The organism is Pseudomonas sp. P97.38 (assembly GCF_001269745.1).
In the GTDB taxonomy this organism is placed as follows: Bacteria; Pseudomonadota; Gammaproteobacteria; order Pseudomonadales; family Pseudomonadaceae; genus Aquipseudomonas; species Aquipseudomonas chlororaphis_E.
On record NZ_LHVJ01000016.1, the window covers coordinates 13474 to 37021 of the forward strand.

General features: G+C 64.4%; 20 protein-coding genes. 13 read left to right on the forward strand and 7 right to left on the reverse strand.

What is annotated here, in order from left to right:
- The first annotated feature begins 76 nt into the window (after positions 1–76).
- The 5 genes from AD664_RS13075 to AD664_RS13095 all read left to right on the forward strand — a co-directional run bounded on the left by AD664_RS13075 (position 77) and on the right by AD664_RS13095 (position 5483).
- The gene (locus AD664_RS13075) at positions 77–1189 is read left to right on the forward strand and encodes a polyamine ABC transporter substrate-binding protein (protein WP_053147108.1); all 1113 of its coding nucleotides are present in this window, start codon (positions 77–79) and stop codon (positions 1187–1189) included.
- Between the two features lie 185 nt (positions 1190–1374).
- Entirely contained in the window at positions 1375–2472 is a 1098-nt protein-coding gene (locus AD664_RS13080; RefSeq protein WP_053147110.1) for a polyamine ABC transporter substrate-binding protein, read from the forward strand.
- Positions 2473–2539: 67 nt separating this feature from the next.
- A complete protein-coding gene (locus AD664_RS13085; protein ID WP_042729314.1) occupies positions 2540–3682 on the forward strand; it encodes an ABC transporter ATP-binding protein in 1143 nt (380 codons plus the stop codon).
- Positions 3679–4599 (forward strand): ABC transporter permease subunit, encoded by a 921-nt coding sequence (locus AD664_RS13090; protein ID WP_053147112.1) that lies wholly within the window; start codon positions 3679–3681, stop codon positions 4597–4599. Before AD664_RS13085 ends, AD664_RS13090 begins: the two co-directional genes overlap by 4 nt.
- Entirely contained in the window at positions 4596–5483 is an 888-nt protein-coding gene (locus AD664_RS13095; protein WP_042729312.1) for an ABC transporter permease subunit, read from the forward strand. The genes AD664_RS13090 and AD664_RS13095 overlap by 4 nt, the downstream gene beginning before the upstream one ends.
- 352 nt (positions 5484–5835) lie before the next feature.
- Here the strand turns inward: AD664_RS13095 and AD664_RS13100 are convergent, their stop codons facing one another.
- From AD664_RS13100 to AD664_RS13115, 4 genes are all read right to left on the reverse strand, one after another.
- Entirely contained in the window at positions 5836–6177 is a 342-nt protein-coding gene (locus AD664_RS13100; protein WP_024780471.1) for a carboxymuconolactone decarboxylase family protein, read from the reverse strand.
- Positions 6178–6278: 101 nt separating this feature from the next.
- Entirely contained in the window at positions 6279–8684 is a 2406-nt protein-coding gene (locus AD664_RS13105; RefSeq protein ID WP_053147114.1) for a penicillin acylase family protein, read from the reverse strand.
- Between the two features lie 346 nt (positions 8685–9030).
- Positions 9031–11076 (reverse strand): type III effector, encoded by a 2046-nt coding sequence (locus AD664_RS13110; RefSeq protein ID WP_256207100.1) that lies wholly within the window; start codon positions 11074–11076, stop codon positions 9031–9033.
- An 80-nt stretch (positions 11077–11156) separates the two neighbouring features.
- Positions 11157–11645: a type III effector gene (locus AD664_RS13115; RefSeq protein ID WP_053147118.1), complete on the reverse strand. Its 489-nt coding sequence runs from the start codon at positions 11643–11645 to the stop codon at positions 11157–11159.
- A gap of 165 nt (positions 11646–11810) precedes the next feature.
- Here AD664_RS13115 and AD664_RS13120 point away from each other — a divergent pair, with 165 nt between their 5' ends.
- Positions 11811–12935 carry a transglycosylase SLT domain-containing protein gene (locus AD664_RS13120; RefSeq protein ID WP_083454194.1) on the forward strand — a complete coding sequence of 375 codons (1125 nt, stop codon included), beginning with the start codon at positions 11811–11813 and terminating at the stop codon, positions 12933–12935.
- Positions 12936–12980: 45 nt separating this feature from the next.
- Here the strand turns inward: AD664_RS13120 and AD664_RS13125 are convergent, their stop codons facing one another.
- Complete coding sequence (locus AD664_RS13125; protein WP_053147122.1) at positions 12981–14138, reverse strand: serine hydrolase domain-containing protein; 1158 nt, start codon at positions 14136–14138, stop codon at positions 12981–12983.
- Between the two features lie 146 nt (positions 14139–14284).
- Between AD664_RS13125 and AD664_RS13130 the strand changes: the two genes are divergently transcribed.
- Positions 14285–15514, forward strand: coding sequence for a cytochrome P450 (locus AD664_RS13130; protein WP_053147124.1), 1230 nt, complete (start codon positions 14285–14287; stop codon positions 15512–15514).
- Between the two features lie 49 nt (positions 15515–15563).
- On the opposite strand, the gene AD664_RS13135 is transcribed toward AD664_RS13130, so the two are convergent.
- Positions 15564–16154, reverse strand: a complete 591-nt coding sequence (locus AD664_RS13135; RefSeq protein WP_053147126.1) for a GNAT family N-acetyltransferase — start codon at positions 16152–16154, stop codon at positions 15564–15566.
- Positions 16151–16687 (reverse strand): RNA polymerase sigma factor, encoded by a 537-nt coding sequence (locus AD664_RS13140; protein ID WP_047735823.1) that lies wholly within the window; start codon positions 16685–16687, stop codon positions 16151–16153. The genes AD664_RS13135 and AD664_RS13140 overlap by 4 nt, the downstream gene beginning before the upstream one ends.
- Positions 16688–17026: 339 nt before the next feature.
- On the opposite strand from AD664_RS13140, the gene AD664_RS13145 reads away from it, so the two are divergent.
- From AD664_RS13145 to AD664_RS13170, 6 genes are all read left to right on the forward strand, one after another.
- Positions 17027–18130: a TyeA family type III secretion system gatekeeper subunit gene (locus AD664_RS13145; RefSeq protein ID WP_172679723.1), complete on the forward strand. Its 1104-nt coding sequence runs from the start codon at positions 17027–17029 to the stop codon at positions 18128–18130.
- Positions 18127–20214 (forward strand): type III secretion system export apparatus subunit SctV, encoded by a 2088-nt coding sequence (gene sctV, locus AD664_RS13150; protein ID WP_053147128.1) that lies wholly within the window; start codon positions 18127–18129, stop codon positions 20212–20214. The genes AD664_RS13145 and sctV overlap by 4 nt, the downstream gene beginning before the upstream one ends.
- Positions 20215–20339: 125 nt before the next feature.
- Positions 20340–21227: an FHA domain-containing protein gene (locus AD664_RS13155; protein ID WP_053147130.1), complete on the forward strand. Its 888-nt coding sequence runs from the start codon at positions 20340–20342 to the stop codon at positions 21225–21227.
- Positions 21227–22585 carry a FliI/YscN family ATPase gene (locus AD664_RS13160; protein ID WP_053147133.1) on the forward strand — a complete coding sequence of 453 codons (1359 nt, stop codon included), beginning with the start codon at positions 21227–21229 and terminating at the stop codon, positions 22583–22585. The genes AD664_RS13155 and AD664_RS13160 overlap by 1 nt, the downstream gene beginning before the upstream one ends.
- The gene (locus AD664_RS13165) at positions 22572–22991 is read left to right on the forward strand and encodes a hypothetical protein (RefSeq protein ID WP_047735826.1); all 420 of its coding nucleotides are present in this window, start codon (positions 22572–22574) and stop codon (positions 22989–22991) included. The genes AD664_RS13160 and AD664_RS13165 overlap by 14 nt, the downstream gene beginning before the upstream one ends.
- On the forward strand, positions 22984–23547 hold the full coding sequence (locus AD664_RS13170; protein ID WP_053147135.1) for a hypothetical protein: 564 nt from the start codon (positions 22984–22986) through the stop codon (positions 23545–23547). Before AD664_RS13165 ends, AD664_RS13170 begins: the two co-directional genes overlap by 8 nt.
- Position 23548: the final 1 nt, after the last annotated feature.

Genomic DNA, 23548 nt, shown 5'->3' on the forward strand with positions numbered 1-23548 from the left:
CAGACTACCGGCTGTTCAAGTTGCCCGCGAGCCGGCTACTGAACGTGGCTAAAAAGAATAACTGGAGCATCAATCCATGAAGGCATTAGGTATGAAGATAGCTGGCAAGACCCTCCTCGCCATGTCCCTGGTGGGCGTGATGGCGGGTGCCGTCCAGGCGGACGACAAAGTGCTGCACGTCTATAACTGGTCCGACTATATTGCGCCGGACACCGTCGCCAAGTTCGAGAAGGAAACGGGGATCAAGGTCGTCTACGACGTGTTCGACAGCAACGAAACCCTGGAAGCCAAGTTGCTGGCCGGCAAATCCGGTTATGACATCGTGGTGCCGTCGAACAACTTCCTGGCCAAGCAGATCAAGGCCGGCGTCTACCAGCCACTGGACAAGTCCAAGCTGACCAACTGGAAGAATCTCGACACCGACCTGCTCAAGGCCGTTGGCGATGCCAGCGACAAGGGCAACCAGCATGCCTTCCCCTACATGTGGGGCACCATCGGCATCGGCTACAACCCGGAGAAAGTCAAGGCCGCGCTGGGCGTCGACAAGATCGACTCGTGGGACACCCTGCTCAAGCCGGAGAACATCGCCAAGCTCAAGGGCTGCGGCGTGAGTTTCCTCGACTCGCCGACCGAAATGATTCCGGTGGCGTTGCACTACCTGGGCTACCCGACCGACAGCCAGGACAAGAAGCAACTGGCCGACGCCGAGGCACTGTTCCTCAAGATCCGTCCTTCGATCAGCTATTTCCATTCGTCCAAGTACATCTCTGACCTGGCCAACGGCAACATCTGCGTCGCCGTGGGTTACTCGGGCGATATCGAACAGTCCAAGTCCCGCGCTGCCGAAGCGGGTGGCAAGGTCAAGGTGGCCTACGCCATTCCAAAAGAGGGCGCCGGTTCCTTCTATGACATGGTTGCCATTCCCAAGGACGCCGAAAACGTCGACGCGGCCTACCAGTACATGAACTTCCTGCTGAAGCCGGAAATCATGGCCGAGATCACCAACAACGTACGCTTCCCGAACGGCAACAAGGCGGCGACGGCGCTGGTGGAAAAAGACATCTCCGGCGACCCGAACATCTACCCGTCGGATGAAGTGAAAGCCAAGCTCTACGCGATCAGCGACTTGCCGCCGGCCACCCAGCGGATCCTGACCCGCAGCTGGACCAAGATCAAATCCGGCAAGTAAGCCGGCCTGAAGTACTTTCCTGTCGCCGTCGCCCTCCGAGGCGGCGGCAACAGGAAGCCAAGAATAACTAAAAGTTTTGCTGGATCGGTTTATCGAGGGTAAGTTGCGCGCCGGTTTTGTTGCAGGGCCTGTCGTGGCCAGGTAACGGGGGCAACTTGGGCCCAACTATTTAAGAGGACCTCCACGTGCCAGTCTTTTCTTTGTTACGCAACGCCTTGCTGGTCGGCGCCGGCCTGACGCTCGCCGTCAGTGTCCAGGCTGCTTCCACCGTGCATATTTATAACTGGTCGGACTACATCGGCGAGACCACCCTGGCGGACTTCGAAAAAGCCACTGGCATCAAGCCGGTGTATGACGTGTTCGATTCCAACGAAACCCTGGAAGGCAAGTTGCTGGCCGGTCGTACCGGCTACGACGTGGTCGTGCCGTCCAACCACTTCCTGGGCAAGCAGATCAAGGCCGGGGCGTTCCAGAAACTCGACAAGGCCCAGTTGCCCAACTACGCCAACCTGGACCCCGCGCTGCTCAAGCGCCTGGAGCGTAACGACCCGGGCAACCAGTACGCCGTGCCGTACCTGTGGGGCACCAACGGCATCGGCTACAACGTCGAGAAGGTCAAGGCGGTGCTGGGCGTCGACAAGATCGACTCGTGGGCCATGCTGTTCGAGCCGGAAAACATCAAGAAACTCTCCAGCTGCGGCGTGTCGTTCCTCGACTCGGGCGACGAAATGATCCCGGCGATGCTCAACTACCTGGGCCTGAGCCCCAACAGCGAAAACCCTGAAGACTACAAGAAGGCCGAGGCCCAGCTCCTCAAGATCCGGCCGTACGTGACCTACTTCAATTCCTCCAAGTACATCTCCGATCTGGCCAATGGCGAGATCTGCGTGGCCGCCGGTTTCTCCGGCGACATCTTCCAGGCCCGCTCGCGTGCCAGCGAAGCCGGCAAAGGCGTCGAGATCGCCTACGTGATCCCCAAGGAAGGCGGCAACCTCTGGTTCGACATGCTGGCGATCCCGCGCGACGCCACCAACGTCAAGGAGGCCCATGCCTTCATCAACTACCTGCTCAAGCCTGAGGTGATCGCCCAGGTGAGCGACGCCGTCGGCTACGCCAACCCGAACCCGAAGGCGGGCGAACTGATGGATCAGAAAGTGCGCACCGATGAAGCGGTGTACCCACCGCAGGCGGTCGTCGACAAGCTGTACGTCAACTCCGAGTTGCCGCCCAAGATTCAACGACTCATGACCCGCAGTTGGACCAAGGTCAAGTCGGGTAAATAGCGTTAAGCGCTCTAACTAAACGCTCGCCCGCATGGGGCGAACAGTAAATTCTGTGGGAGTTTCGCAAATGGCAGTTGCCTCCGGCGCCTATAAGAAAGCCCTCGAGGGCGACCAGACACCCAAGCAGGTGCTGGTCAAAATCGACCGGGTCACGAAGAAGTTCGACGAGACGATTGCCGTGGACGATGTGTCCCTGGAGATCAAGAAAGGCGAGATCTTCGCCTTGCTCGGCGGTTCGGGTTCGGGCAAATCCACCTTGCTGCGCATGCTCGCCGGCTTCGAGCGGCCCACGGAGGGGCGCATTTTCCTCGACGGTGTGGACATCACCGACATGCCGCCGTACGAGCGGCCGATCAACATGATGTTCCAGTCCTACGCCCTGTTCCCGCACATGACCGTGGCGCAGAACATCGCCTTCGGCCTGCAGCAGGACAGGATCCCCAAGCCTGAGATCGAGGCCCGCGTGGCCGAAATGCTCAAGCTGGTGCAGATGAGCCAGTACGCCAAGCGCAAGCCGCACCAGCTCTCCGGCGGCCAGCGCCAGCGCGTGGCCCTGGCCCGTTCCCTGGCCAAGCGTCCCAAGCTGTTGCTGCTCGACGAACCCATGGGGGCCCTGGACAAGAAGCTGCGCTCGCAGATGCAGCTCGAACTGGTGGAGATCATCGAGCGGGTCGGCGTGACCTGCGTGATGGTGACCCACGACCAGGAAGAGGCCATGACCATGGCCGAGCGCATCGCGATCATGCACCTGGGCTGGATCGCCCAGATCGGCAGCCCGATCGACATCTACGAGACCCCGACCAGCCGGCTGGTCTGCGAGTTCATCGGCAACGTCAACATCTTCGAGACCGAAGTGGTGGACGACGCCGAGGGGCACGCGGTGCTGACCTGCAAGGACCTGGATCGCAACATCTACGTCGGCCACGGGATCAGCACCTCGGTGCAGGACAAGTCGGTGACCTACGCCATTCGCCCGGAAAAACTGCTGGTGACCGTCGAGCAACCGACCTGCGAGCACAACTGGTCCAGCGGCAAGGTCCACGACATCGCCTACCTGGGCGGGCACTCGGTGTTCTACGTCGAGTTGCCGAGCGGCAAGCTGGTGCAGTCCTTCGTCGCCAACGCCGAACGCCGTGGCCAGCGCCCGACCTGGGGCGACCAGGTGTTCGTCTGGTGGGAAGATGACAGCGGCGTGGTGCTTCGCTCATGAACATGCGCAAATTCAAACGCCGACTCGATCGAATAACGCCCGGTGGCCGTCAACTGGTCATCGGGGTGCCTTTCATCTGGCTGTTCCTGTTCTTCATGCTGCCGTTCTTCATCGTCCTGAAGATCAGCTTCGCCGAAGCCGACGTGGCCATTCCGCCATACACCGAGATCTACAGCTACGTCGACCAGAAGCTGCAGGTGCTGCTCAACTTCGCCAACTACGCGATGCTGAGCGACGACGAGCTGTACATCGCCGCCTACCTCGGCTCGCTGAAGATGGCGCTGATCAGCACCGTGTTGTGCCTGCTGATCGGTTATCCGATGGCCTACGGCATCGCCAACGCCCGCAAGGAAGTCCAGACGGTGCTGGTGCTGTTGATCATGATGCCGACCTGGACCGCGATCCTGATCCGCGTCTATGCGTGGATGGGCATCCTCAGCAACAACGGCTTGCTCAATGGTTTCCTGCTGAGCATGGGCTGGATCAGCGAACCGTTGCAGATCCTCAACACCAACCTGGCGGTCTACATCGGGGTGGTCTACTCCTACCTGCCGTTCATGATCCTGCCGCTGTACGCCAACCTGGTCAAACACGACCCCAGCCTGCTGGAGGCCGCTTCCGACCTGGGTTCGAGCACGTTCAACAGCTTCTGGAAAATCACCGTGCCGCTGTCCAAGAACGGCATCATCGCCGGGGCCATGCTGGTGTTCATCCCCGTGGTGGGCGAGTTCGTGATCCCGGAACTGCTGGGCGGTCCGGAAACCCTGATGATCGGCAAAGTGCTGTGGCAGGAATTCTTCAACAACCGTGACTGGCCGGTGGCATCCGCCCTGGCGGTGGTGATGCTGGCAATCCTGATCGTGCCCATCATCCTGTTCAACCGCAGTCAGGCCAAGGAAATGGAGGGCAAGGAATGAAGCGCTTCAGTTTTTCAAGCCTGATGCTGGTGCTGGGTTTGCTGTTCATCTACGCACCGATGCTGATCCTGGTGATCTACTCGTTCAACGCCTCGAAACTGGTGACGGTGTGGGGCGGCTGGTCGATCAAGTGGTACGTCGGCCTGCTGGACAACACCCAGTTGATGGGGTCGGTGCTGCGCTCGCTGGAAATCGCCTGCTACACGGCGGTGGCCGCCGTGGCGCTGGGTACGCTGGCGGCCTTCGTGCTGACCCGCATCACTCACTTCAAGGGGCGTACGTTGTTTGGTGGGCTGGTCACCGCGCCGCTGGTCATGCCGGAGGTGATCACCGGCCTGTCGCTGTTGCTGCTGTTCGTGGCCATGGCGCAGATCATCGGCTGGCCCCAGGAGCGTGGCATCGTCACGATCTGGATCGCCCACACGACGTTCTGCGCGGCCTACGTGGCGGTAGTGGTTTCGGCCCGCTTGCGTGAACTGGACCTGTCCATCGAAGAGGCGGCCATGGACCTGGGCGCGCGGCCGTGGAAGGTGTTCTTCCTGATCACCATCCCGATGATCGCGCCGTCGCTGGCGGCAGGGGGCATGATGTCGTTCGCGCTGTCCCTGGATGACCTGGTGTTGGCCAGCTTCGTGTCGGGGCCGGGGTCGACGACCTTGCCGATGGAAGTGTTCTCGGCGGTGCGCCTGGGCGTCAAGCCGGAGATCAACGCCGTGGCCAGCCTGATCCTGCTGGCGGTGTCGCTGGTGACGTTCCTGGTCTGGTACTTCAGCCGTCGTGCCGAAGAGAACCGCAAGCGCGCCATCCAGCAAGCCATCGAGGAAAGCGCCGCCGATTCCTGGAAACAACCGGAAGTGCGCCGCGCCGCGACCGCCCAGGTGTGAGTGTGGGAGCGGGCTTGCTCGCGAAGGCGGTGGGTCAGTCAATGGCGATGTTGACTGTGCGGCCGTCTTCGCGGGCAAGCCCGCTCCCACAGGTTTTGCGGTTGCCTTGAGTCTGTGGTCACCACAGAGCAATGGTGGGATTGCCTTGAGTCTGTGGCCACCACAGGGCAGTTGTGGGATTGCCTTGGGTTTGTGGCCACCACAGGGCAGTTGTGGGATTGCCTTGAGTCTGTGGCCACCACAGAGCAACTGTGGGGTTGCCTTGGGTTTGTGGCCACCACAGAACCAATTGTGGGAGCGGGCTTGCCCGCGAAGGCGGTGGGGCGGGCGCCGGCGTTGTCCCGCCACTTGCTCATTTCTTCAGCGTGTCATGGGCCTCCAGTGCCCGCAGGGAGTAGATGTAGGCCGCGCCGGCGTTCAGTGACACGGCAGTTGCCAGGGTGGCGGCGATTTCTTCTCGGGTGGCGCCAGCCTTGATGGCGGCATCGGTGTGGACGCCGATGCAACCGTCGCAGCGGGTGGTGATTGCCACGGCAATGGAGATCAGCTCGCGGGTCTTGGCATCGAGCACGTTGTTCTCGGCGGCGGCTTCATCCAGGGCCATGTAGGCCTTGACCATCTTCGGGTTGCTCTTGCCCAGGGCACCGAAGGCGGACTTGATGGTAGGCAGCAGTTCGGACCAGTTATTGAACATTGCGTTGACTCCTCAGGAAGTGGACGGGGTGTTGAGCCTTGTAGTCTTGACCATCCATGACGAACAGGCCCGTTGGCGGTGAAAAAAAGCCCGCTCCTCGTTCAAGGGGCTCGGGCCGGTAACAGTTTGAGCGTGCCATGGGTGTTGGCCGTCACCTCTTCCTCGGCCAGGTGTGCCTGGTGATACACCCCCTCGATGTACGCCTCGGCCTGATCCTCGTAATGCTTGTCGAACAACACGCCGCTCTGGCCTACAGGGTTGATGGTGACGCTGTGGCTCGGGTCGGCAAAGTCGATGATGCGCCGGGTGGAGGGCCCGTAGGTCACCGGCCAGGGCGCCGGACCGATGCGGGCGGAAAGGTTGTTGGGCACCTCATGGGTGCCCGGTGCCGCGAACGGGCCGACGTTGAAGAGCCGGTCCAGCGGTTTCTGCTGGCCCAGCGGATGACCATGGATCAGGGTGTGGGCCTTGCCCCATTGCCACTGGCTGGCATCCTCGCCCAGGGTGGCCTTCAGGTGCGCGAGGCTTTTGCTCCAGGCGATGTGGACGATGTCGGCGCGGGTTTCCGTGCCCAGCGTCGAGCGATCGTCCCACCAGGGGGAATCGGCTGAAGCCGCCAGGCGTGGCAGGGCCGCATCGATCACCCGGGTCGACAGCGCCGTGTCGAAGAAGCCGTCGCCCAGTTCATCGCGCAGCGCCGCCTCGGCCAGGTTGAACAGAAACTGGTTGAACAGCGTGGCGCTGACGGAGTCCAGCGGGTAATCGCCGGACCATTGGGCCAGTTGTTCCACCCATTTGCGTTCCTGCGGGTCGCTGATCACGCCACGCAGCACGGGCAGCAGCGGCGCGAGCAGACGGGGGCCGTAGGCGGTGGTGGTACCCAGTTGCTGTGCCTGGGTGGTCTGGATGTCCCACTTGGCCTGCTTGTCGCCGAGCTGCAGGTTCAGTTGCTGGCCGCGGTCGGCGAGGTTGTAGTAGCCCGGGATCTCGATGCCGCTGGCCGCCACCGGCTGGAAGTTGGCCGAAAGGATGTAGCCCCGCGCCGGGTTCTCCTCCTGCGGGTTGCTGCTGAAGGGGTAGAAACCGTCCTTTTCCGCCTCGGCGCTGCTGCCGTCGAGCATGAACCCTGGCTTCACGCCGCTCGGCCGCTTGGGCAACTGCGCGGCGGCCCACCAGCCGATGTCGCCCTTGGCATTGGCCCAGACGACGTTCAACCCCGGTGCATGGATCTTGGCCGAGGCATCGCGCGCCTTGGTGAGCGTGTCGGCGCGGTTGAGCTGATAGAAGGCTTCGAGGATCGGGTTACGGCTCTCCAGAAAGCCCCACCACATGGCGACCGGGGTCTTGCCGGCGTTGGCACCGAGGGCGTCGTTGACGATCGGCCCATGGGGCGACTGGCGCAGCACCAGCGTCACCGGCGCCTGGCCCTTGACCGCGATCTGCTGCTCGCTGCGAGTCATGTCCACCCACTTGTCGCGGTACCAGACCTGCTCGGGATTGTCCGGGTTGACCTTCTCGGCGATCAGGTCCAGGTCGTCGTTCTGGAACATGGTGATGCTCCAGCCAAAATCCTTGTTCATGCCCAGCGTCGCAAACGGCATCAGCGCCTGGTAATGCCCGTAGAGTTCAAAGCCGGGTGCCGACAGGTGCGCCTCGTACCACACCGAGGGCGCGGAAAAGCGAATGTGCGGGTCGCCCGCCAGCAACGGCTTGCCGCTGTGGGTGCGGCTGCCGGAGACCGCCCAGGCGTTACTGCCTTCGAACTGCGGCAGGCCCTTCTCGGCCAGGGCCTGCTCGCTCAGGCGGGCCAGGGCATTGAGGTCTTTCCAGTCATTGGCGGCCAGTGGCAAGGCGCTTTTGCGGCCCTCGGCCAGCACGCCCTGGGGCTGCCAAGCGAGGTCGAAGATATCCAGGTAGTCAGCGCCCAGTTGATCGCGCACATAAGTCAGCAGCGGTTCGGTGCGAAAGGCCGCGGCGAAACTGTAGGCCATGTAGCCGGTGATGCTCACGGTGTCTTCGGCGGTGAAGGGGCGCTTGGGAATGCCCAGCACATCGAACTCCAGCGGCCGGGTGTGGCTGTCCTGGTAGGCATTGATGCCGTCCAGGTACGCCTGCATGGCGATCCAGGCCGGGGATTGCGGATCCTGCTCCGTCACATAGCGTGCGGCCCGCTCGCGGATCCGCAGGCTGCGCATCAGCTTGTCGGTGTCGAGCAGTTTGGGCCCTAGTATCTCGGCCAGTTCGCCACGGGCCAGGCGTCGCATGATCTCCATCTGGAACAGCCGATCCTGGGCATGGACATAGCCGAGGGCGCGGTACAGATCGGCTTCGTTCTCGGCGCGGATATGCGGCACCCCACGCTCGTCGTAGCGCACGGTCACCGAGCCTTGCAGGCCCTGCAATTGCACCGTGCCCTGGCGGGTGGGCTGCTTGCTGTAGAGGTAGCCGCCCGCGACGATGACAGCGGTGACGACCAGTGACAGGAAGGCAACGAGGGTGCGTTTCATGGGGATTCCTTATTCGGGTGACAGCGGTCCATCGTGTCGCTGTTGATTCCCTGTTTAGCATACGGCCGCTTCTCGGCGCATCGTCCATTGGAGGGATTTTCTCCAGACGGCCCCGCGGCCAGCGTAATAGGCGGTGGAAGGTTCGGTGCCGCGACCGGGTGGCCGAGGCCGAGCATCGCAAGGCTATCGTTGATTGCGACAGCAATCACGCCTGTCGTCGAAGTGCGGGGGATGTCAGTCGGCGTGCGTCAGGAGGGCCGACCGCAGGCAGCGCCGGCGGCCGGTAGTGGGAGGGAGGTTTCAGGTGGTGATCGTCGAGCCGTCGAAGGACGGCCCGACGGGGTCATCAGCTTGGCCGGGTAGTCGGCGTCGGTTCGTTGGACGGCCCGCCTTGCGGTGGCGCTTCGCCTCGTTCGGCCAGCTCCATCGTGTCGCCTGCCGCCGTATTCTTAGGCCCTGGGCCCAGGCTCTTAATCCACTCTGCACCCACGTTAAGCCCGGCGACCGTGGCTTGCGGAACCAGTTGAGAAGCTCCGCGAGTGCCGTGATAGACGTTCTCGCCAGCGCGTCTCCAACCCGGTGGCTGGGTGTGGGGCAGGGTGTCCCGATTTGCATTCGTGAGGTTCTGCCATGGGACGTTTGCGCGTGCGGTCAGGTCGTCCTTGCCGTCGTTCAACGCTTTGTTTTCCAGCGGTGCCGCTACGCTGTTGGCAAAGAACGGAAGCAGGGTCAGGCCCGAGGAGAAGAAGGTCGTGATGATCTGCTGCATTTTTTCCAGCGTCTCGGCATCTTCGCCTGGCGCGGCGGCGTCCCCTACTGCGGTGCGCATGGTAATACCCGCACCGACACCAACGATTCGGTTCACATAGTCACTGATATTGGTCATGTTGGTTGGCAGCACTTTGCTTGATTCGGCCAGGGCCTTGGGCAGGAGCTCCTTCCATTCGCGCGTTTCGTTTTTGACCCGGTAGGTCGGGATCTTCTCGTCACCGTGGGTTTGAGAATATTTGGCCACGGCCTGACCGCCGGCCATGAACGTGCCACCGACCGCGGACGCCAGGCTACGGGCGCCGATGCCCGAAGCGTTCACGCTGGTGAATTGATTCAGGGCTTCGCGTACCGCGTGAGCCGCACCGAACGCGAGGTAACCGGTGAAGTCGCCGCTGATGGTGCCGAAGTTATTGGCGTTTTGTTTAAGCAGGAAACTGGTGCGCTTGTCTTCCTGCGTCTTGTCGAGGGCCTCGCGTTGAGGATTGGCGACCCGTCGCCCATTCACCGTCACGTCCTGCAGGGCCTTGGGGTACACCGACAGCGGATCGACCTTCTCCAGGCCACTGCCGATGGTTTTATCGACGATGGTCTGGATGATGGGGCGGGCGCTGTCGCTGACCACTTTATGGGCGGCGCCCAGGACGGCCGAGGTACCCGCGGCGTGGGCTGCGAGGTGCGTACCGTCGAGCTTCTCATCGATTGCCGCGGTGCTGGCACCGAAGTGGGCCGAGGAGGCGAAGCCTTGCGGAATGCCCGCATCGGCAAACACCGCCAGCCCCGTCAGGAATCCACTGTGGGTCTTGAGGTCTGCGACATAGTCCTGGCGGCCGACGTTCTTCAGCGCCGTGTCCAGCACTTCGTTTTTCTTCGTCGCCGTCGTCAGTTCGCTGGGCTTGTCGTCCTTCTTGTCCACTAACTCTTCGAATTCCACCTGAACCTTGATCAACTGGTTCAGTTCAGAGGTCGCCTGGTCTCGTTCGGGCTGGGAAAGGCTCTCGTTGTTCATCGCACTGCGCGCGTGCTCGATGCGGCTTTCCATGAAGGTATTCAAGCGGTCGGGCAGCTCTTGCGTCATGGCTTGCATGACGCCTTTGGCGTAACCGCGGAAGGCATCATGGCTGCTTTGCAGACTCGTACGTTCATCCCCCTGCGGCGTGCCTTCGATGACCTCCTGGCACAGCGAATGGTAGGCGCCGAGGGTGTTACCCACGCGGTCGCAGTGTTTGTCCCAGACGGCCTTGAAACCGCCGCCTTCCTTGCGGTCTTCCTCGCTCATGCCCAGGTATTGGTTGAAGTCCTTGACGAACTCGGCGGTTTCTTCGTGGCCAGACAGCATCGGGTGGGGGGTGCCGCCCAGTTCGACCAGTTGCTTCTGCACATCCTGATAGCTGGTTCTTGGCGCAAAGCCCAGTACTTTACTTTCCAGGCTCATGTGCTCGCGCGCGTAGCCGAGCGGGTCGGTGTCGGGGTTTTTCTTGCCGAGGGTGTTGACCAGCCCTGTCAGGCGCTGCTGCCGGGTCCTGAGGGTCTGCTGGGTGGCGTCGCTCGGTTTTCCTTCGAAGTGATAAGGCACCAGCGGCGTGGTAGAGGGGCGGACCTGTTCGGACAGGCGGGAGCCCATCGGTGTGATCCGATCTGCATCGTGCAACGTCGCCGAGCTTGTGCTTCGTCCTACGGATAAATCTGGCATGTCGTGCTCTCCTAGATTGACAGGGCGTTGTTGAGCCCGGTGCTACGGGGTGTCGGTTTGTGCTGGGTGGGCCTGGCGGCGCCGTTCGGGCTGGCACCGTCGAAGAAGTAACCCTCTCGCCAGATCAGCGCCATGTCGGCGATACCGCCCATGAGCCCCAGCAAGTGTTCGGCGGTGAGGTTTTCCAGGGGCACGTGGCCGATCAGGATCACCAGTTCGCTGTCGCTGTTGTAGGACAGGGACGGGCAGAACGGCCCGCTCAGCAGGTAGAGATTGGTTTCCAGCAGCCGTTGCAGGACGGCTTCGCGATTGGCGGTCGGCAGCGGCCCGAAGCTGGCGTAGATGAACACGTCGCCTTCACCCACGCTGGGGGTGTGCTTGAGGGAAAAGTCGACCTCCTTGACCGACAGGTTCGCCTGTTCGTAGAACGCGGACGGGGTGGGAATCATCGTGAGGGCGCAAAGCTGATCGATCAGCTTGCAATAGATGGGTGACGCCATGATTGACCTCGCATTGTCATCCAGGCGCGACGAGCGCCTGCTGCCCCTCGTGAGTGACGCCGGCGGCATTTCGGTTCCAAGTGCCGTTGTCATGTCGTGCGGATGGGAACCGCCGGGCCGGGATCGGCCACCCATTGGCGCCACCTCATTCAAGGTTGACCGCCCATGTCCCGTTCACTTTCACGTTCGCCGGTCCTTCGCTTCGTCCCCAGGGGGCTGTCCATGTTGGCGATGGGGTCCTTGCTGTACGGCTGCCAGCACCTCGAACCGCCGCTGACCATCGGTGACCCGTACGCCAATGAAACCTATCGATCGCAACTGCGCTGGCGCACGCCGGCGCCCACGGACACGATCGTCCAGATCGAAGAACTGTCGTCCCAAGGCGACGGCAGTCTGTGGGCGCGCATGCGCCAGGGGTTTTCGCTGCAAGCCAAGACCCGCGGCGTGGCGCGCATCGACGAGCAGCGCCGCTGGCTGATGGAGCGCCCGGCGTTTCTCACCCAGACCGGGCGCGCCGGCAGCCGTTACCTGCACTTCATCGTCGGCGAGTTGAGCAAGCGCAACATGCCGCTGGAGCTGGCGCTGTTGCCGGCCATCGAGAGCGGTTTCAACCCGAACGCACAATCGCCCGCCCAGGCCATGGGCCTGTGGCAGTTCGTCCCGGCCACGGGGCGCCGTTATCAATTGCAGCAGCGGGCCGACTATGACGAGCGCCGGGATATTCCGTCTTCCACCCGCGCCGCCCTGGACTACCTGTCTTACCTGCATGACTACTTCGACGGCGACTGGCTGTTGGCGCTGGCTGCCTACAACGCCGGCGAAGGACGGGTGCGCGACGCCATCACGCGTAACCGGGCCCGTGGCCTGGCGACCCGCTACTGGGACCTGTCGCTGCCCGGCGAGACCCAGAACTACGTGCCGCGGTTGCTGGCGCTGTCGCAGTTGGTCAATACGCCGGCGGACTATGGCGTCGACCTGGTGCCCATCGCCGACCAGCCGTACTTCCAGATGCTCGCCCTGGCGCAGCCGGTGGACCTGGCGCACCTGGCGGTGCTGTCCGGTGTGCATGAGCGCGAGTTGCGCATGCTCAACCCGGCTGGACGAGGCCGGGCCAGTGGGCGCTTGCTGATGCCCATGGCGGCCTCGCGCCGATTGAGCGCGCAGCCGGACCTGATCGCCCGGGCGGCGCAACCCCGGGTGCCGGGCGGCGAAGAACAACGGGTCGTCACCCCCGAGGCCGGGGCGGTGGGGACCCAGGTCGCGGAGGCCAACGTGCCGCCAGGGGCATGACCCGACGCTCGCCCCGTGCCCGGGGCGAGGCACCGCTCAAACAGGCTACAGACAATCCGTCGCGACGTTGGCCAGGTGCCGGCCGCGCGGGTCCATCAACACGTAGGAACCGATCGTATTGCACGCGAAGCCGAACGAGACGCCGCGCTCCGGATCGGCGAAACCGACCGTGCCACCGGCGCCCATGTGGCCGAACGCCTCGCTGCCCATGCCATAGCTGCCATTCGCCACGTTCGGCTGGTCGAGCATGATGCCCAGGCCGAAGCGCGCCGGCGTCTGGAGCGTCGGGTCGTACTCGGCGCTGTGTTCGCGCAGCATTTCATTGAGCAGCGGTGATTCCAGCAAGCGCCCGTCGAGCAGGCCGGCGTAGAACGTCGCCAGGCTGCGCGCGTTGCCGTGCCCGTTAGCGGCCGGTTGGGTCATGCGCTTCCAGCCGGGTTCGTTGCTGCGTCCCAGCACCATCGGAGGGTTGGCGAAAGCCAGGGCGCTCATGGCTGTCGGCTCGGTGAGCACGTCCTGGAGCACGCGCCCGAAGGCCTCGTCGTCGATGTCTTCCTTGGTCCGTGCCATGTAGGCACAGCGCGCCATGGTCGCGTCGTCCAGGCCCAGGTGGAAGTCCAGCGCCAGTGGCGCGGCCACCCGGCGGCAAATGCTCTGGGCGGGGGGCAGGCCGTCCACCCGACGCAGCAGCTCACCCAGGATCCAGCCGAACAGCAACGGCGAATAGGTCTGCCGTTCGCCGGCGCCGGCCCAGGGCTGTTCCCCGGCAATCAGCTGCGCCATGGTGTCCCAGTCGTACAGGGTTTGCGGCGCCAACGGTGTACGCAGCGCCGGCAGCCCGGCGCGGTGGCACAGCACCTGGCGCAGGGTGATCGAGGCTTTGCCGGCGTCGGCGAAGGCCGGCCAGTGCTGGCAGAGCGGGGCGTCCAGGTCCAGCCGGCCTTCGCCGACCAATTGCATGATCGCCACCGCCGTGAAGGGCTTGGTGCAGGAGAACAGGTTGAGCAGGGTGTCGTGTTGCCAATGGTGATCCGGTTCGGGCCCGGCCTGGCCGGCCCAGAGGTCGATGACTGTTTCGCCGTCGACCTGCATGCACAAGGCGGCACCGCGTTCGAAGGGGCTTTGCATCAGTTGGCTGAAGGCCGCCCTGACCGGTTCGAAGCGAGGGTCGCAATGGCCATGGACTACGAGTGCGCGCGTCATGTGTGCTCCAGAAAAGAGGGGAAGGTCTCTGCTGAGTGAGCGCGGCGCCGCAAACGGTTCAGAGGTTTTCCCGAGGGCGGTGGGTATGGATCTTTTCTGCACGCCAGGCCACTCACGGGCAACCATCCTGTCTCTGGAGCATGCCCATGGCGCACGAGCGCACCCTTGATTTCAACGGCGTCGATTTCAACAGCGATGCCTTCCGCAGCGCGGCTTACCGGCACTATGCGGCGCTGCGCGAGGTCGCGCCGGTGTTCCTCAGCCAACCGCAGGGGCAGTTGCCGATCTGGTACGTCACCGGCGCTCGGGAAGTCGAGACCGTGCTGCTGGACAACGAGCGCTTTGCCCGTGACCCGGCCCGCATCAGCCCGCAGTTCGCGGCGATGATCGGGGGTGAGCAATCCATCGCCTTTCTCAACGATCACATGCTCAACCGCGACGGCGAGCGCCACCGTCGCTTGCGCCGGCTGGTGAACAAGGCATTCACGCTCAAGGCGGTCAATGCCATGCGCCCGCGCATCGAGCAGATCGCCGAGACGCTGCTGGACCAGGCCGGGCCCAGCGGACACATGGACGTGGTGAGCCAGTATGCGTTTCCCTTGTCGATCACCGTCATCGCCGAGCTGCTCGGCGTACCCGCCCGGGACCGGGACGATTTTCGCCGTTGGTCCCACATGATCGTCCAGCAGGTCGGGCACGACTTGAGCGAGTTGCAGCGCTGCTACAGCGAGTTCGCGAGCTACATGCTGGCCTTGATCGAGCAGCGTCGGGCGCAGCCCACCGACGACCTGGTGACTGCGTTGGTGCAGGTCGAGGAAGAGGGCAACGTGCTCAGTTGCAGCGAGCTGTGCAGCATGATCGCGCTGCTCATCATCGCCGGGCATGAAACGGCGGCGTCGATGATCGGCAATGCGGTGTACCTGCTCGTGCAGCATCCCCAGGCGCTGGTTCAACTGCGCGACGAACCGGGCCTGATGCCCAATGCCGTCGAGGAATTGCTGCGCTATGACTCGTCGGTGGAGCGCGCCATGGTCCGCTTCGTGACCCAGGACACCGAATTGGCGGGGCAACGCTTGCAGCGTGGCCAGCTACTGATGGCGGTGGTGGGGTCGGCCAATCGTGATGAAGCGCTGTGTGCCCATCCCGACACCCTGGACATCACCCGCCCGGCCTGTCCGCACCTGTCGTTCGGCAAAGGCACGCACCATTGCCTGGGGGCCTCGCTGGCCCGGCAGGAACTGGAAATCGCATTGAACACCTTGCTCAGGCGCTGTCCGGGGCTGCAACTGGCGGTGGCGCCCGAGGCCGTGCACTGGCGCTATGTCCCCAATTTCAGAGGGCCGCAAGCCTTGCCTGTGCGCTGGTCGGTGGACTGACAATGGCAGGTGAGGCTCGCCCGACAACCCGGCTGGGCGAGCCGTGACGTTACGCCAGGACCGCGTTCGCCTGCCGGGTGTGTGGGGTGGCAGGGGGCGAAACGTCCGACGTCAGGTGCAGCCCGTAGAGGACCACGTCGGCCCGCGTGTCGGCGAACCGGGCAATGCCCGGAAACCGCCCCCATTGCGTCGCGCCCAGGCCTTGCACGCCGCGTTTGCTGGCCTCGTTATGCTCGATGATCCAGGCCACCAGCGTCTCGAAGCCATAGCGTCGGGCCAACACCACGGCGGCTTGGCCAAGGCGAATGCCGACGCCGCTGCCCACATGGTCGTTGCGCACGTAGATCGACACCTCTCCGGTCAACCGGCAGGCCTGGGCGCCCCAACTGAAGCGGTTGACGATCAGCCAGGCGACGACTTCGCCCCCGCGCTCCAGCACGTAGATCGGGTCGCCCTCCTTGACGAAGCAGTCGACGAAGAATGTCATTTCCTTCAGGGAAAACGCTCTGAGCACGGGGGAACTGGTGCCCCCCAGAGCGCTTTCGTTGAAGATATCGGTCATCACCGGCAGGTCGTCGGGCGTGTAGCGACGTACGCCGTGGGGCAGGTCGAGTCGGCTGTTCAAGCGATTGGTGGTCATGATCGGGCTTCTCCATAAACGCTGCGCTTGAGTTGCTCGCGGGCACGGAACAAACGCGAGCGCACGGTCCCGATGGGCACGCCCAGGCGTTCGGCGGCGTCGCGGTAGCTGCTCTCGGTGTCCACGGCGGTCCACAAGGTTTCGCGCATGTCCTTGGGCAGCTCATCCATCGCCAACAGCGTGCGATCCAGCAGCCGGCGGTTGTCGCACAGCTCGCTGAGGTCGATGTCGTCACTCGATTCGTGGAACTCGCTCTCATCGAAGGTGCTCAGCGGCGGCTGCGCGTAGTAGCGGCGGAAATGGTTACGGATAAGGTTCAGGGCGATTCCGCACAGCCAGGTGTCGGGCTTGGCCAGCCCCTTGAATTTCTCCTGGTTGCGCCAGGCTTCCAGGTACGTGAGTTGGATGAGGTCGTCGGCGTCGTCCTGGTTGAGCACACGCTTTTGTACAAACAGACGCAGTTTGCGCTCCTCGCCAAATGTCATGCCTGGCGAGGAGGTTTTCGGGGGTGACACGAGGTTCAGACTGCTCATCGATGAATCCCTCTGAATAGGTGCATAGCGTCGATCGGATGTCGACAACCCCTATCAGCAGGACCTGTGCCAAACCAATTTTTTGCTTTATCACATTGATAAGTAACAATTTTTTGTTAGAGCTCAGGCTCTATCTGTGCAGAGCCGTGCACAGCCGACCCGAGCGCCACTGCAATAATTTGCACCGCATGGCCGGGTGAAAAAGCACGCTGGTGCCACCCTGCGAATGCATCGGAAAAAGCCTGTGTGAGGGATGGAACCGAACAGCGAAGCACTGCCACCCATTGAGCGTCCGAAACCACGCTCATGGTCATCATGAAAGTAGAAGCACCGACAAACATGCGCATTGCCGTCAATCTCGCCCAAGCCGCTTCGGCGCTGGAGGGCGTTGGCAAGCCTGTCGAAACGCAACAGGCCGTGCAGTCCAATTCGATGGAGGAGGTCGGCATGACCTTCAGCCATCACGTGGAGCGCAACACCAAGGCCTTGAGCCAGCGGCGCATCCGTAATGCGCGCAGCGAGGTGGGCCAGACGCGGGTCGAGACGCGTGAGCGATTGGAAGAGTGGTACGACCAACTCGGTCATCCCGGCAAGCAGAGCCTGAGTGCGATGGCGGCCCAGGCCGGGACCCTGCTCTACGGCGAGCCGGTGCTCGAAGACGTGGTGCAAGCCACCGGTGGGGATCCGGCCCGTACCGACCTGATCCTGCAACAAGTGGTGCGCGAGGCCGAGTCCCAGGGCCGGCAGGTCGAAGCCAAGCGGGCCCGCGACTACCTGCAATTGCTGCGCGAACAATACAGCGCGCAGATCCAGGCCGGCATGAACATCGCCGAAGCGTTGCGCGCGGCGGGCGGCGATCCGCAACTGCGCCAGGCGGTGCGCCGCCTCTACTACGACACCGTGGTGCTCAAGCAATCCCTGCCCACCATGATGCAGGCGCTGCTCGGGCTGTTTGGCGAAGCCGCGTTCGTGTCGGGGCTGGACATGATGCGCCGGGCCCTGGCGGACGACATCGCCGCGCAGACCCCGTCGAGCCCCACCGCCAAGCTGCGTGCGCTGCTGATCGGCCTGGCCGCTTCGACCCAGCTCGGCAGCGTGCTGCACAGCTGCCGGCAGTTGCTGGAGCAATTGGCCGGCAGTTGCCCGGCCAGCCAGCTCACCGCGGTGCTGTTGCTCCAGCGCATGCTCGGGGTGGCGGCCAGTGGCTTGTCGGCGGCCGAAGTGCGCCGCATTGGGCGTGAGCTCGGCGGTGAAGAGGAACGCGACCAACTGGTTTCGCTGAACGGCTTGTATTCGATGCTCAAGCGTTTGCCGCTGGCGCTCTGGCGCGACGGCAAGAGTCGGCAGAGCGCATTGAAGAATCTGTTGGTGCTGCTGGATGAGCGTTCCCGTGGCGAGGTTCGCGGGCAGACCGCCGCACCGATCATAGGAGTGCACGCATGATCGCCCTGTTGAACAAAGTCGCCGGCGCAGCGGTGCGGCGCATCGAGGTAGCCGGCGCGTTCGTGGTGCTGGGCATCGTGTTCATGCTGATCCTGCCGCTGCCGACCTCGGTGGTCGATGCGCTGATCGCGGTCAACATCTGCATCTCCTGCCTGCTGATCGTGCTCTCGCTCTACCTGCCCCGTCCGTTGGCCTTTTCCTCGTTCCCGGCGGTGCTGCTGCTGACCACGTTGTTCCGGCTGGCGCTGTCGGTGGCGACCACTCGGCTGATCCTGCTCCAGGGCGATGCCGGGCATATCGTCCAGGCGTTCGGCAACTTTGTGGTCGGCGGCAACCTGGCCGTCGGGCTGGTGATCTTCCTGATCCTGACGGTGGTGAACTTCCTGGTGATCACCAAGGGCTCCGAGCGTGTCGCCGAGGTGGCCGCGCGCTTCACCCTGGATGCGCTGCCGGGCAAGCAGATGTCCATCGACAGTGATCTGCGCGCCAACCTGATCGATGTCAACGAAGCCCGTCGCCGCCGCGAAGAACTGAACAAGGAAAGCCAATTGTTCGGGGCGATGGACGGGGCGATGAAGTTCGTCAAGGGCGATGCCATCGCCGGCCTGGTGATTGTCGTGATCAACCTCATCGGTGGTTTCTCGGTGGGCATGATGCAGCACGACATGGGCGCCTCCGAGTCGATGCACCTGTATTCGGTGCTGACCATCGGTGATGGCCTCATCGCGCAAATTCCTGCACTGCTGATTTCCCTCACCGCCGGCATGATCATCACCCGGGTGTCGCCGGAAGGACAGCCGGCCGGGAGCAGCGTCGGCAAGGAAATCGCCAGCCAGTTGACCGCCGAGCCCAAGGCCTGGGTGATCGCGTCGGTGGGGATGCTGGGCTTCGCCGCGCTGCCCGGCATGCCGACGCTGGTGTTCATCGTCATCGCCCTGATCACCGGCACGGCCGGGATCGTCCAGTTGTATGCCCGCGCACGGCAGGCGCGGCAAGGCGATCAGGCACCGACGGCGTTGTCCCCCGAGCAGAACGGTGCAGAAGACCTGCGCAGCTTCGACCCGACCCGCGCCTATCTCTTGCAGTTTTCCAAGGCCATGCAGGGACACCCGGCCACCGAAGAAGCCATCCAGACGATCCGCAAGAAGCGCAATGGGCTGGTGGCCGGCTTTGGCCTGACGTTGCCGCCCTTTGAAATCGAATACAGCGCGTTGCTGGAGGACGACGAATGTCGCTTCTGCGTGCATGAGGTGCCGATGTTGCGCGCCACCTTCTGCGAGCGCGTGGCCGTGGCGCGCGGGCCCCTGCCTTTCGAACCGCGCCAGGCGCAGGTCGGCAGCGAGGTGCGGGACGAGCAGCAGTGGCTGTGGTTGATGCCCGATGACCCGTTGCTGGCGGATGAGCGGGTGGAGGCGGTGTCCGCCACCGAGCTGCTGGTGGAGCGGATGAGCCGCGCCATGTTCGCCACCGGTCCGCAGTTCCTTGGCCTGCAGGAAAGCAAGTCGATCCTTAGCTGGCTCGAAGCGGGCCAGCCGGAGCTTGTCCAGGAGTTGCAGCGGACCATGCCGCTTGCGCGTTTCGCGGCGGTGCTGCAACGCCTGGCCGGCGAAGGGGTGCCGCTGCGGGCGGTGCGCCTGATCGCCGAGTCGTTGATCGAACACGGGCAACACGAACGGGACGTCGGCGCCCTGACCGACTACGCCCGCATCGCCCTGAAGTCGCAGATCTATCACCAGTACCGCGACGCCGAGGGCCTGCACGCCTGGCTGCTGACGCCGGAAACCGAAACGCTGTTGCGCGAGGCGTTGCGCCAGACGCAAACCGAAACCTTCTTTGCCCTGGAGAGCGGGCACACCCGGGCGCTGGTCTTGCAGTTGCGCGAAGGCTTCCCGCTGCGCGCCAAGCGCGTGGCCGTGCTGTTGGTGGCCCAGGACCTGCGCGCACCGTTGCGCGACCTGCTGCGCGACGAGTTCAACCACGTGCCGGTGCTCGCCTACAGCGAGTTGCACAGCAACGCCCAAGTCAACGTGTTGGGCCGCTTCGACCTCGAGCAGGAACAACTGCGGGTGGAGGATGCTGCCTGACCGCCGTCGGCTTCGGCGGCGTCACGTGGCAATTGCACGGATTGCACATAACGAGGAGGGGAGCCTGCGGGTGTCCCGTCCACAACAGGTGAGGGCGAGCGATGTCGCCCCTTGAGGAGTTGGCCATGTTCGAGCTACGGGTATTGAGTGGTCTGCACCGGGGTGCGGCCTTGCCGTTGGTGGGCGATGAATGGGTGGTCGGGGCGGCGGAGGACGCCGACCTGGCCCTCTACGATCCAGGCATCTGCGCCCGGCACGTGCGCCTTGAGCGAGTGCAGGAACAGTGGCGGCTGGCGCTGCTGGATGGCGTGGTGTGCGATGCCCAAGGACAACCCTGGACGCCCACGGAACCGTTGCCGGTCAACGCGCCTTTTGTCGCCGCCGGCATCTGGCTGTGCCTCGCCCCGGCCGACCAACCGTGGCCCCAGGAGGCGACGTTGGAGAGTACGCCGGCAGGCAGCCCGGACAACCTGAAATCGGCGGCCCGGCCCTGGTGGCCCAGGCGCCTGGCCATTGCTGCCGCCGTGATCACCGTGGCCTCCAGTGCCTGGGCCTTTACCAGCCAACCGGCGCAGCCCGTGGCCCCCGGCCCGGCCCAGTCGCTCAAGCGCAGCAAGGTGACGCTGGACAACGTCGCGGCGGTGCGCCTGGAGCTGGATCGCATGTTGCAGGAGCGCGACCTCGCGGCGCAGGTTCAGGTCGAGTCCCGGGACGATCGCCTGGTGCTGGTGGGCGAGCTGCCGCGCCAGCGCCTGGCGGTTGTCGAGCGCCTGGTCGAGCGTTTCAACGACCGTTATGAAACCCCGGTTCCGATTACCGCCAACGTGCAGGAGCACCTGACGCAGTTGCCGTTCCAGATCGCCCAGATCGTGGGCGGCAAGCGTGGTCATGTCGTCACGTCCGACGGTCGCCGGTTGTTTCTCGGCGACCAGATCGATGGCTTGCGCCTGACCGCTATCGGCAACGACAAGGTGACCTTCGAAGGTGACCAACGCTACGAGGTCACCTGGTGATGACGCACGCGGCGGCGGCACGCCTGCAGGCCTGGGAAAGCGCCCAGCGAGCGCGCTTGCAGCGGTTCGCGCCGGTCGCGGTGCGCGGGCGGGTGCAACGGGTCAACGGCATTCTGTTGCAATGCCGGCTGCCCGAGGCGCAGATCGGCGATCTGTGCCGGGTCGAGCGCGATGCCCGTGAGCCACTGCTCGCCGAGATCGTCGGCTTCGACCAGCATGACGCCTTGCTCAGTGCCCTGGGCGGCCTGGAAGGCGTGCGCGTCGGGGCGACGGTGGAGCCCCTGGGCATGCCGCACCGGGTGCACGTGGGGCCGCAGTTGTTGGGCCAGGTCCTGGACGGGTTTGGCCGGCCGTTGGTGGACGGTGGCGCCGGTGCGTTTGCCGATGCGTCCGTGCTGCACGCGTCGGTGGTGATTGGCGAAGCGCCTGCGCCCACCGCCCGGCCCCGCATCCAGCACGCCCTGACCACCGGCGTACGGGCCATCGACGGGCCGCTGACCCTCGGCGAAGGCCAGCGCGTGGGGTTGTTCGCCGGTGCCGGCTGCGGCAAGACCACGTTGCTGGCAGAGATCGCCCGCAACGTCGATTGCGACGTCATCGTGTTCGGCCTGATTGGCGAACGTGGGCGCGAATTGCGCGAGTTCCTCGATCACGAACTCGACGACGAACTCCGGGCCCGCGCGGTGCTGGTGTGCGCCACTTCCGACCGTTCCAGCATGGAGCGCGCCCGCGCGGCTTTCACGGCGACGGCACTGGCCGAGGGCTTTCGAGCCGAAGGCCGGCGCGTCCTGCTGTTGATCGATTCCCTGACCCGGTTTGCCCGGGCCCAGCGTGAAATTGGCCTGGCCGCCGGTGAGCCGCTGGGCCGCGGAGGCCTGCCGCCATCGGTCTACAGCCTGCTGCCGCGCCTGGTCGAGCGGGCCGGGTTGACCCAAGAAGGCGCCATCACCGCGTTGTACACCGTGCTGATCGAGCAGGACTCGATGAACGATCCGGTGGCCGACGAAGTGCGCTCGTTGCTCGACGGCCACATTGTCCTGTCGCGAAAACTGGCCGAGCGCGGGCACTACCCGGCCATCGACGTGCTGGCCAGCCTGTCGCGGACCCTGGCCAATGTGGCCGAGGCGGAGCACCTGCGGGCGGGCATCAACCTGCGCCGGTTGTTGTCGGCCTACGATCAGATCGAACTGATGCTGCGCCTGGGTGAGTACCAGGCCGGCGCCGACCCGCTGACCGACCTGGCCGTGGAGTCACGCGGGGCCCTGGACGGTTTTTTGCGCCAGGACCTGCGCGAGCCGGAGCCCATGTCCTCGACCCTGGCTCACCTGCACCAGTTGACCGCCTATGTCCCAAGCTGACCTGGATGCCCTGGCGCCGGTGCGTCGTCACCGTGAGGCGCAGGCCGAGCGGGCGTGGCGCCAGGCCCGTGACCTGCTGCGTGAGCGCGAAGCCAGCGTGGCGGCGGCGCGGGCGCAATGGCAGGCGGCCAGCGAACGCCAGGCCGCGCAGCGTGCGGCCCTGTGCGACGAACACCGTGGGCGGGCGCTGAGCGTGGTCGAGTTGAATGCCTGGAGTACCCAGGAACGCCGCCTGATGGGCGAGCTGGCCGAGCAAGCCCAGGGCGTGCAGGCGCTGGACGCTGCCCGGGCCCAGCAGGCACAGGACACGGAAGCGGCACAGCAGCGCCTGCGCGGGCGCCGCCGCGACCTGGAAAAGCTGAAGGCGTTGATGGAGCGCCTGGCGCAGGAGTCATGCGATGAATGAACGTCCCGTACGCCATGAACCGGTGCCTCTGCACGAACCGCCGAGCGCCCCGGTTCGCCATCCGCTGCGTGGGTATGAACCGCCACCGGCCCAGGCGAGTCGGGCGCCACGCTCGACGCTGCGTGATTGCACGCCCGGCACCGATCGCGACCCGGAAGCCATGATCGGTCGCAGCGACGGCTACTGGTTCCGCCAATGGGTCGAGACACCAGAGGGCGGCTTGCAACAGGACACTGCCGGGGCGGGCTCGTTGTCGGGCCTGGTGGGCCTGGACGGCAGTGATGTGGAGGCGTTTGTCGATCAGCTCACGCCGCGCTTGCGCGCCACCCAGGACCTGCAACTGGACCTGTTGCTGCACCTGCCGCACCTGGGACGGATCAAGGTGCTAGCGCGGCGGCTGGACAGTGGTCCCGGCTGGGACATCGGCCTGAGTGGCGAAAGCGATGAGGTGCAGGCGCGCCTGTCGAGCCGAAGCGGCCAGCTCGAAGACGCCTTGACGCAGAGCCTGGGACAACCGGTGAGCGTGCACGTGGCACGCGTAGAGGAGGACGACTGAC

Coding starts and splice junctions, on each gene's coding strand:
- AD664_RS13075 (WP_053147108.1), top strand. CDS start 77: ATGAAGGCATTAGGTATGAAGATAGCTGGCAAGACCCTCCTCGCCATG.
- AD664_RS13085 (WP_042729314.1), top strand. CDS start 2,540: ATGGCAGTTGCCTCCGGCGCCTATAAGAAAGCCCTCGAGGGCGACCAG.
- AD664_RS13090 (WP_053147112.1), top strand. CDS start 3,679: ATGAACATGCGCAAATTCAAACGCCGACTCGATCGAATAACGCCCGGT.
- AD664_RS13095 (WP_042729312.1), top strand. CDS start 4,596: ATGAAGCGCTTCAGTTTTTCAAGCCTGATGCTGGTGCTGGGTTTGCTG.
- AD664_RS13100 (WP_024780471.1), bottom strand. CDS start 6,177: ATGTTCAATAACTGGTCCGAACTGCTGCCTACCATCAAGTCCGCCTTC.
- AD664_RS13105 (WP_053147114.1), bottom strand. CDS start 8,684: ATGAAACGCACCCTCGTTGCCTTCCTGTCACTGGTCGTCACCGCTGTC.
- AD664_RS13110 (WP_256207100.1), bottom strand. CDS start 11,076: ATGGGCTCCCGCCTGTCCGAACAGGTCCGCCCCTCTACCACGCCGCTG.
- AD664_RS13115 (WP_053147118.1), bottom strand. CDS start 11,645: ATGGCGTCACCCATCTATTGCAAGCTGATCGATCAGCTTTGCGCCCTC.
- AD664_RS13120 (WP_083454194.1), top strand. CDS start 11,811: ATGTCCCGTTCACTTTCACGTTCGCCGGTCCTTCGCTTCGTCCCCAGG.
- AD664_RS13125 (WP_053147122.1), bottom strand. CDS start 14,138: ATGACGCGCGCACTCGTAGTCCATGGCCATTGCGACCCTCGCTTCGAA.
- AD664_RS13130 (WP_053147124.1), top strand. CDS start 14,285: ATGGCGCACGAGCGCACCCTTGATTTCAACGGCGTCGATTTCAACAGC.
- AD664_RS13135 (WP_053147126.1), bottom strand. CDS start 16,154: ATGACCACCAATCGCTTGAACAGCCGACTCGACCTGCCCCACGGCGTA.
- AD664_RS13140 (WP_047735823.1), bottom strand. CDS start 16,687: ATGAGCAGTCTGAACCTCGTGTCACCCCCGAAAACCTCCTCGCCAGGC.
- AD664_RS13145 (WP_172679723.1), top strand. CDS start 17,027: ATGCGCATTGCCGTCAATCTCGCCCAAGCCGCTTCGGCGCTGGAGGGC.
- sctV (WP_053147128.1), top strand. CDS start 18,127: ATGATCGCCCTGTTGAACAAAGTCGCCGGCGCAGCGGTGCGGCGCATC.
- AD664_RS13155 (WP_053147130.1), top strand. CDS start 20,340: ATGTTCGAGCTACGGGTATTGAGTGGTCTGCACCGGGGTGCGGCCTTG.
- AD664_RS13160 (WP_053147133.1), top strand. CDS start 21,227: ATGACGCACGCGGCGGCGGCACGCCTGCAGGCCTGGGAAAGCGCCCAG.
- AD664_RS13165 (WP_047735826.1), top strand. CDS start 22,572: ATGTCCCAAGCTGACCTGGATGCCCTGGCGCCGGTGCGTCGTCACCGT.
- AD664_RS13170 (WP_053147135.1), top strand. CDS start 22,984: ATGAATGAACGTCCCGTACGCCATGAACCGGTGCCTCTGCACGAACCG.